General features: G+C 61.8%; 7 protein-coding genes. 6 read left to right on the top strand and 1 reads right to left on the bottom strand.

All coding sequences use genetic code 11. The annotated features are described in order from the left end of the window. On the bottom strand, positions 1 to 359 hold a 359-nt coding region (locus KGB25_RS27025), incomplete at its 3' end, for a MipA/OmpV family protein (RefSeq protein WP_223437437.1). Positions 360 to 590: 231 nt separating this feature from the next. Here KGB25_RS27025 and KGB25_RS27020 point away from each other — a divergent pair. Genes KGB25_RS27020 through KGB25_RS26995 form a run of 6 tightly spaced genes read left to right on the top strand, consistent with a single transcriptional unit; the run spans position 591 to position 7,854 of the window. Continuing rightward, complete coding sequence (locus KGB25_RS27020) at positions 591 to 1,289, top strand: MtnX-like HAD-IB family phosphatase (protein WP_223437435.1); 699 nt, start codon at positions 591 to 593, stop codon at positions 1,287 to 1,289. After that, a complete protein-coding gene (locus tag KGB25_RS27015) occupies positions 1,282 to 2,676 on the top strand; it encodes an aspartate aminotransferase family protein (RefSeq protein ID WP_008032198.1) in 1,395 nt (464 codons plus the stop codon). Before KGB25_RS27020 ends, KGB25_RS27015 begins: the two co-directional genes overlap by 8 nt. Continuing rightward, complete coding sequence (locus tag KGB25_RS27010) at positions 2,673 to 3,551, top strand: alpha/beta hydrolase (protein ID WP_008040846.1); 879 nt, start codon at positions 2,673 to 2,675, stop codon at positions 3,549 to 3,551. The genes KGB25_RS27015 and KGB25_RS27010 overlap by 4 nt, the downstream gene beginning before the upstream one ends. A gap of 14 nt (positions 3,552 to 3,565) precedes the next feature. Continuing rightward, complete coding sequence (locus tag KGB25_RS27005) at positions 3,566 to 4,693, top strand: GNAT family N-acetyltransferase (protein WP_223437432.1); 1,128 nt, start codon at positions 3,566 to 3,568, stop codon at positions 4,691 to 4,693. A gap of 10 nt (positions 4,694 to 4,703) precedes the next feature. Then, positions 4,704 to 6,476 (top strand): sensor histidine kinase, encoded by a 1,773-nt coding sequence (locus KGB25_RS27000; protein WP_223437430.1) that lies wholly within the window; start codon positions 4,704 to 4,706, stop codon positions 6,474 to 6,476. After that, complete coding sequence (locus KGB25_RS26995) at positions 6,466 to 7,854, top strand: sigma-54-dependent transcriptional regulator (protein ID WP_207286773.1); 1,389 nt, start codon at positions 6,466 to 6,468, stop codon at positions 7,852 to 7,854. The genes KGB25_RS27000 and KGB25_RS26995 overlap by 11 nt, the downstream gene beginning before the upstream one ends. Positions 7,855 to 8,827 lie beyond the last annotated feature (973 nt).

Genomic DNA, 8,827 nt, shown 5'->3' with positions numbered 1-8,827 from the left:
CGCCAGAAGTCAGCCGGCGCGTACTGCACAAACCCGCCCACTTCGCCCATGTCCGGCACATCGCGCAAGCCTTGCAGCTCACCGTTGGAGGTCCGTCCCGGCAGGTAATTCAGAAACGGCCCGGCGCTGAAGCCACTTGCGTTGAACGCGTCCCAGGTCAGCCCGTCATCGGTGCTCAGGCTGACATCGCCCCAGTCCAGATCGAGGTACGGCACGGGCCGGGTTTCGTAACGGCTGCCGGTTGGGTCGTGCGGCTGATAGCTGAGGCCAACTCCTGCTTCGCCGGTGATGCCGTCTGCTGAAACGTTGGCCGAAAGGCACGTCAGCGCGGCGAATAGAGCAACAGTAATCCTCGACATGAGGCAATTCCTTGAACGGGACATGCGCGCATCAATCCCCGGATCGCGCTCCCGGCGCAAGCACTCATGTTGTTTGTAGCGACCTACAAAAATTGTAGCTTCGAAGACACGAACACACGCCAGAACCCCGCCCCCGCTGGGCCAAACCCGGTTGGCACAGTCCCTGCTCTACCCCTTGTGCAGCGCAGACAGCACACCCGGCGCACACTTTTTACAAGATAGGTAACGCAGATGATTGACTGGCATATCGTGTGTGATTTCGACGGGACCATCACCCGCACCGACGTGATCGACAGCATCCTCCAACAGTTCGCCGACCCGAGCTGGGAAGCGATTGAAAACGAGTGGCTGGCGGGCGACATCGGTTCCCGTGAATGCCTCAGCCGCCAGCTCTCGCTGGTCAAGGCCACACCGTCCGAGCTGCTCGGGTTCTTCGACACGGTCGAGATCGACCCGGACTTCCCCGACTTCGTCGACCACGTAATCGGCCTCGGCGCCTCCCTCGAAGTGGTCAGCGACGGCATCGAACAAGGCATCGCACGGATCCTGGCGCGCAACTACGTCAGCCTCTTGCCGATCCTCGCCAATCGCCTGCGCCAACTCGATCACGACAGTTGGCGCATCGACTTCCCGCATGCCAGCGACGCCTGCCGCGCCGCCTCCGGCAACTGCAAATGCAAGTCCACCCCCAGCACCAAACGGGTGCTGGTGATCGGCGACGGCCAGTCCGACATGTGCGTGGCCGCCACCGCCGATTTCGTGTTCGCCAAGGATCGCCTGGCCGAGCACTGCGAGCGCAACGGCATCGCTTACGCACGCTTTGACAGCTTCGCCGAACTGCCTGCGTTGCTGGCCTTGCTGCCAAGCGCCAACGCCGCCAATGCCACCTCTTTCAACGTTGAAACACAGGAACTCCTCCACCATGTCTGATATTCGAATCGCTACTGCAGAAGACCAGATCCTCCTGGATAAAGAAGCCAAATACTGCTCCTACGGCGACACCGTTCACTACATCGACCCGCCGCGTATCTTCAGCCGATGCGAAGGCTCCTACGTCTGGGACACCGAAGACCAGGCCTACCTCGATTTGCAAATGTGGTACTCGGCGGTCAATTTCGGCTACGCCAACCCGCGCCTGAACAATGCGCTGAAACAGCAGATCGATACCCTGCCGCAAATCGCCAGCCAGTACCTGCACAAAGGCAAGATCGAGCTCTCGGAAATGATCGCGGTCGACGCGAAGAAAAAATTCGGCCTCGACGGTCGCGTGCACTTCAACGTCGGCGGGTCGCAGTCCATCGAGGACTCACTGAAAGTCGTGCGTAACGCCACCAACGGCAAGAGCCTGATGTTCGCGTTCGAGGGCGGTTACCACGGACGTACACTCGGCGCGTCGTCGATCACCTCCAGCTACCGCTATCGCCGCCGCTACGGCCACTTCGGCGAGCGCGCCAATTTCATCCCGTTCCCGTACCACTTCCGTGGCCCGAAAGGCATGACCAAGGAAGAATACGGCAGCCATTGCGTGCAGCAATTCGCCCGCCTGTTCGAGACCGAATACAACGGCGTCTGGGACCCGAAAGTCGGCCAGAGCGAATACGCCGCGTTCTACGTCGAGCCGATCCAGGGCACCGGCGGCTACGTGATTCCGCCGATGAACTTCTACAGCGAACTCAAGCATGTGCTCGACCAGCACGGCATTCTGATGGTGGTCGACGAAATCCAGATGGGCTTCTATCGCACCGGCAAGCTGTGGTCGATCGAGCACTTCGACGTCAAACCCGACGTCATCGTCTTCGGCAAAGCGCTGACCAACGGCCTCAACCCGCTGGGCGGCATCTGGGCAAAAGAAGAGTTGATCAACCCGAAAATCTTCCCGCCAGGCTCGACCCACTCGACGTTCGCCTCCAACCCGTTGGGCACGGCGGTGGGCCTGGAAATGTTCAAGATGACCAGCGAAGTCGACTACGGCGCGATGGTCATGAACAAGGGCAAGTACTTCCTCGAAGGCTTGAAAGACTTGCAGAAACGCTACCCGATCATCGGCGACGTCGACGGCCTGGGCCTGGCGCTACGCTGCGAAATCTGCGGTCCGGACGGTTTCACGCCGGACAAGGCCACGCTCGATTTCATGGTGGAAGAAGGCATGAAGGGCGACATCGAAATCGACGGCAAACGCCTGGGCCTGATTCTCGATGTGGGCGGTTACTACAAGAACGTCATCACCCTCGCGCCGTCGCTGGAAATCAGCTATCCGGAAATCGATTTGGGCATCGCCCTGCTCGACCGCTTGCTGCATCGGGCGATGACACGATGAACGAGCAAGAGATCGACATGGGCGAAGGCAGCGCCGGTTTCGTTCTCGGCAGCGGGGAGGTCGCGGTGTTGTTGATCCACGGCCTCACCGGCACCCCGACCGAGTTGCGTCGGGTCGCCATCGGCCTGGCCAAGGCGGGCTGCACGGTCTACGTGCCGACGCTGGCCGGGCACTGCGGAGACAACGCCGACCTGCAAGCCACCGGTTGGCGTGACTGGTACGAGAGCGCACGCAATACCTTCATCGGCGTGCGGCGCAAACACGAGCACGTGTTCGTCGGCGGTTTGTCGATGGGCGCGGTGCTGTCGATGTACCTCGCCGCCGAGCATCCGGGGCAGATCGAAGGTTTGTTGCTGTATTCGACGACCCTGCGCTACGACGGCTGGAACATGCCCAAGGTCGCCGTGCTCACGCCGTTGCTGATGGCGATTCCGTTTGGTGTGCACCTGTGCCGCTTCAACGAAAAATCACCTTTCGGCATCAAGGACGAACGCTTGCGAGCGGTCGTCGAACGGCAGATGAAGGCCGGAGAAAGCAGCAACGCCGGGCTGCTGACCATGTCCGGGGTGAGTGTCCGGGAACTGCATCGACTGGTGGCGGCGGTGAAAAAACGCATGCCGCAGATCACCACGCAAACGCTGGTGCTGCACTCGCGCGAAGACGACATCACCAGCCGCTGGAACGCCGATTATGTGGAACGCAAACTCGGCGGTCCGGTGGTGAAGGTGCTGCTCGACGACTGCTACCACATGATCACCGTCGACCTGCAATACCGCCGCGTGGTGGAGCTCAGCGCGGACTTCATCCGGCAACGTTTCATTCAACAGCGCTGCGCCCCCAAACCCATGCGCCAGGACTATCGGCAACTGGCCTGACTCAAGGAAACGATGTGATCACAGCCCTTGCCTTTTCGACGATCGAGGCCATCGACCGCGATGCCTGGAATGTCTGTTTCCCTGCCGAGCTGGAGGATTGGAATTACTACCGGGCGGTTGAACGGGCCGGCATCGCAGACTTTCAATGGCGCTATCTGGCGCTGTACGAAGACGAGGTACTGATCGCGGCGGCCGTGGCGTTCACCACCGCTTACTCGCTGGACACCACGGTTCAGGGGCTGGGCAAACGCATCAGTGAACGGCTGCGCCGTGTGTGGCCGGGGCTGTTCGACGTGCACCTGTATGCCCTCGGTTCGCCGGTGGCCGAGCAGTGCCATGTCGGGACCGCGCCGCACATCGAACCGGCCCGACGCGTGGACCTGCTTCAGCAATTATTACGGCTGGCGCGCCACGATGCCGATCAGGCCGGGGTCGGTTTGCTGGCCGTCAAGGATGCCTCTCACCGCGACCCGCAATGGTTGCAGGTGTGTCAGGACGCGGGTCTGCAAAGCATGCCCGGGCTGCCCAGCGCCGAGCTGCCGATCCGTTTTGGCTCGGTGGACGCCTACCTCGGCACGCTCGGCAAATCCACCCGCAAAGACCTGCGCCGCACCCTGCGTGGCCAGGGGCCGCGCATCGAATGGCGGCGCTCGGTCGATGACCTGCTGCCGCGCATGATGGCGCTTTACGAGGCCACGCTGAGCCGCAGCGACCTGACTTTCGAACGCCTGCCGCCCGGCTACTTCCGCCAGGTCCTGGAACACCTCGATGAACGTGCCGCGTGCGTGTTGTATTGGGTCGGCGAAGAGCTGGTGGCGTTCAACCTTGTGTTGTTCGACGAACTGCGACTGGTCGACAAGTTCTTCGCCCACGACCTGGCCCGGACCCGTGAACACAATCTCTACGTGCGCAGCTGGCTGGCCAATGTCGACTACTGTATTGAGCACGGCATCCCGATCTACGCGTGCGGCCAGGCCGGTTATGCCAGTAAGCTGCGCCTGGGTTGCTCGTTTACCGGCAACACCGTGTTTTTCCGCCATCGCAACCGCTTGCTCGACAGCCTGTTGCGTGTGGTGAAACTGTTTATCCGACCGGACCGTTCCGACCCTGCCATGGCAGCCGCGATCAGCGAGCAGCAATAAGCGAAGCACAATGACCAAAGACTCACGCACCAACGCTCGACCTTTCGCCCTCTCCGGCTGGAGCCTGCAGCGCAAACTGGTGCTGGCGTTCTGGCTGGTCAGCGTCATTCCGACGATGATCGCCGCCGAACTGGCGGCCACCACGCTGTCGCAGATTTTCGACAGCAACGTACGCATCTGGCTGCAGGAATCGACCAAGATCGTCGAGGACGAGATCAGCGAAATCCTGCGCGACAACGCCCGGGTCGCGCAGCTGTTCTTGCGTTACACGCGCCCGCCCACCGATCGGCTGGCGAACAAACACGACAAGCTGACCACCGACATCGCCGACTCCATGGGCATCGACGTCGTGGCGCTGGTGCGCACCAGCGATCACAAAGTGGTGTTCAGCACCGCCGCCGACGACATCGTCCGCCAGATCAGCACCGCGCCCAAGGCGGTGCTGCAAACCCTGCAAGTCGGTGGCGTGGCGACCGGCACGGTAGTCTCGACCTTCGAAACGGATCAGGACGGCGTCGATTACAAACTGGTGATCGCCACCTACCTCGACAACAGTTTCCTCACCAGCGTGGCCGACGTGCACTCGCTGGACCTGCGCCTGTATCTGGCCAAGGCCAATGACTTCTCGGAGATTTTTTCCACCCAGCGCTTCGAGGACCACCCGGCGGCCGTACCGGAAAAAATCGAACAAATCCTGCGCAGCACCAAACAGCCGATCGAACAGTTCACCAACCGCTACAGCGGTATCTACCGGCCGATCCTCAACGAAAACGGCGAGCTGCAAGGGGTGATTTTCAGCGGCCTGCTGCGCCACACCAGCCTGGTCGGGCTGGTCAATCAGAGCAACCTGTTCATCCTGATTTTCCTGCTCAGCTCGGCGGCGTCCCTGGCGGTCGGCTGGTTGGTGTCGCAGCGCCTGACCAAGCCGTTGCGCGGGCTGTCCAAAGGCGTACAAGCGGTGATCGCCGGGGATTATCGCCAACGCCTGCCGGTCACCGGCGGCGACGAACTGGCGGAACTGAGCAGCACCTTCAACCACATGAGCGAACGCCTCGGCGAGTTGCAGCATCTGGAATCGCAACTGCGTCGGCGTGACCGCCTGCATGCGCTGGGCGAAGTGGCGATGGGCCTGGCCCATGAAATCCGCAACCCGCTGGGCATCATCAAAACCGCCACGCAACTGCTGCACCGACGCGCCGATTTGCCCGAGACCGACAAGCGTCATCTGGAATACGTGGTCAGCGAAGTCAGCCGGATCAACGACCTGATCACCGACTTCCTCGACTTCGCCAAACCCAGCGCACCGATGCGCTCGACCCAACTGGCCCGCCCGCTGGTGGATGAACTGGTTGGCTTCTGCGCGCCGGAGCTGGCCAGCCACAACATCGATGTACAAATCGATGATCAATCGCCCACCGCGACGCTTTACGCCGACGCGCGGCAAATCAAGCAGGCCGGGCTGAACCTGATCGTCAACGCCATCGACGCCATGCCCGACGGCGGGCGGCTGACCCTGGGCATCAGCAGCGACCGGCACTACACGGTGATCAGCATCAGCGACACCGGCCAAGGCATCGAACCGGACATGCTCGAACGGATCTTCACACCGTTCGTCACCACCAAGGCCTCGGGCACCGGGCTGGGTCTGGCCAAGGTGTTCTCGATCATGGAGAGTCATGACGGGCGCATCGAATGCGTCAGTGAAAAAGATGCCGGGGCCACATTCACCCTGTACATTCCGGCCAACGGTGAAGACTTCGACGAGGGCAGCGATGACACATAACGTACTGGTGGTCGACGACGAGCCCAAGCTCTGCGACCTGCTGGCCTCGGCGCTCAGTCAGAACGGCATTGTGGTGTTCACCGCCGGCAACGGCCTGCACGCGCTCAAGGTGCTGGAGTGCGAAGACATCGACCTGGTGATCAGCGACTGGCGCATGCCCGGCATGGACGGCCCGCAACTGCTGGCAGAAATCAAAAGCCGTTTTCCGCAGTTGCCGGTGATCGTCATGACCGCCTACAGCACGGTGAAAAACGCCGTGCAGTCGATGCGCAACGGCGCCTTCGACTACATCGCCAAGCCGTTCGACATTGATGAGCTGGACATCACCGTCAACAAGGCCCTGCAATTTCGCGACATCCTCAAAGACAACCAGCGCATGCGCGCCGAGCTCGACGAACACCGGCAGATCGACAGCCTGATCGGCGACAGCCCAAGCTTTCGACGGGTGTTGCACGCCATCGACTCGGTGCGCGAAAGCAACGCGACCATTCTGCTGACCGGCGAAAGCGGCACCGGTAAGGAAATGGTCGCCCGGGCGATCCACACCCACGGCAATCGCGCCGACAAACCTTTTGTCGCGGTGAACTGCGCGGCAATCCCCGAGGGGCTGCTGGAAAGCGAAATGTTCGGCCACCGCAAAGGCGCGTTTACCGGCGCGGTGGCGGATCGCGTCGGGCGTTTTCAGCAGGCTGACAAGGGCACGCTGTTTCTCGATGAAATCGGCGAAATGCCGCTGGCCTTGCAGGCAAAAATCCTTCGGGCCTTGCAGGAGCGAGTGATCGAACCGGTGGGCGATCCACGCGAGCGCAAGGTCGATGTGCGGGTGATCGCGGCGACCAACAAGAACCTGCTGGACGCGGTGGCCAACAAGGAGTTTCGCGAAGACCTCTACTACCGCCTCAACGTCTTCCCGATTCCGCTGCCGGCCCTGCGCGAACGGGTTGAAGACATTGCGCCGCTGGCCCGGCATTTCGCCCACACGCTGGGGGCTGCGGCCGGCAAACGTTTCAGCGGTTTCAGCGCGCAAGCGTTGCAGGCCATGGCCCGGTATTCATGGCCAGGGAATATTCGCGAACTGCAGAACTGCGTGGAACGGGCGACCATTGTCGCCTCGGGCGCGGTGATTGAAGAGGAAGACCTGCCGGCGTATCTGTTCGCTTCGAGTGCCAACGGCGGCGGCACGTTGATCGCTGAGGGCAGCGTACCGGCAGACCTGGAAGCGGCGCTGGCCGAGGTGGAAAAAACCTACATTCTGGCGGCGCTGGCACAGAGCAACGGCGTGCAGGCAGCGGCGGCGCAGTTGATCGGGATTTCCGAGCGCAGCTTCTGGTATCGGTTGAAGAAGCTGGGGATTCATGTGGACAAGATTGTCCGCTGATCCCTGCCTGTGGGGGCGCAATGCTGGTCACTTGGGCGCTAACCGTGGGCTTTGAATGGGGCATATCCGTTGCTGGGGTAACGGCGGGTATTGGTTTCGCCCTTACGGCGAGTCACTTTGGAAAAGCCCCAAAGTAACCAAAGGGCTCTTGCCCCTTTCGTTCGGTGCCTCGCTAAGGCTCGGCATGCCCTCGCTCCGGTCCTGCTCCGTGGGCCCGCCGCCATCGGCCATCCATGGCCGGGGGCGGCTAACCCGGCATCCATGCCGGGTTGCCCACTGCGCAGAACCTCCACTCGGCCTCTCGAGGGGGCGGCTACCGCCACCGCAGCCGAGGCGGCCTGAAAGCCGACCTGGCTCTTTGGGGGTACGCGTTGTCCTTCTCTGCTGCGTTCACTCATTCCCGACATGTACACCAACCCCTGTAGGAGCCGGCTTGTTGGCGATAGCGTCCTTTCAAGCGATAGATGTGTCGACTGACCCACCGCTATCGCCAGCAAGCCGGCTCCTACAGGGGGTCGTATTTATCCAAATGCATATGCATTTCCTTTGTAGGAGCCAGCTTGCTGGCGATGGCGTCCTTTCAGGCGACAAATGCGTCGACTGACCCACCGCCATCGCCGGCAAGCCGGCTCCTACAGGGAATCGCGTTTGCTTTTGATTTTCACCACTCATCAGGCCGAGCGTTAGCTCGCCTTCAGCTTTTGATCTGAGCGCCCCCTCGAGAGGCCGAGCGCAGGTTCTGCGCAGTGGGCAACCCGGCCATGGATGGCCGATGGCGGCGGGCCCACGGAGCAGGACCGGAGCGAGGGCATGCCGAGCCTAGGCGAGGCACCGAACGAAAGGGGCAAGAGCCCTTGGTTACTTGGGGCTTTTCCAAGTGACTCGCTGTAAAAGCGAAACCGTCAGCCGCCATTACCGCAGCAACGGATATGCCCCCCATCCAAACCGTGGGAGCAAGCCCGCACCCACAGTA

The sequence above is a fragment of the Pseudomonas sp. BF-RE-21 genome, from assembly GCF_019947305.1.
Lineage (GTDB): Bacteria > Pseudomonadota > Gammaproteobacteria > Pseudomonadales > Pseudomonadaceae > Aquipseudomonas > Aquipseudomonas migulae.
Note: the sequence above shows the minus strand (reverse complement) of the source record. Positions and strands in the feature narration are given on the sequence as shown.

Excerpts from the sequence above, each read along its gene's own strand:
- KGB25_RS27020 (WP_223437435.1), top strand. The coding sequence starts at position 591 with ATGATTGACTGGCATATCGTGTGTGATTTCGACGGGACCATCACCCGC.
- KGB25_RS27015 (WP_008032198.1), top strand. The coding sequence starts at position 1,282 with ATGTCTGATATTCGAATCGCTACTGCAGAAGACCAGATCCTCCTGGAT.
- KGB25_RS27010 (WP_008040846.1), top strand. The coding sequence starts at position 2,673 with ATGAACGAGCAAGAGATCGACATGGGCGAAGGCAGCGCCGGTTTCGTT.
- KGB25_RS27000 (WP_223437430.1), top strand. The coding sequence starts at position 4,704 with ATGACCAAAGACTCACGCACCAACGCTCGACCTTTCGCCCTCTCCGGC.
- KGB25_RS26995 (WP_207286773.1), top strand. The coding sequence starts at position 6,466 with ATGACACATAACGTACTGGTGGTCGACGACGAGCCCAAGCTCTGCGAC.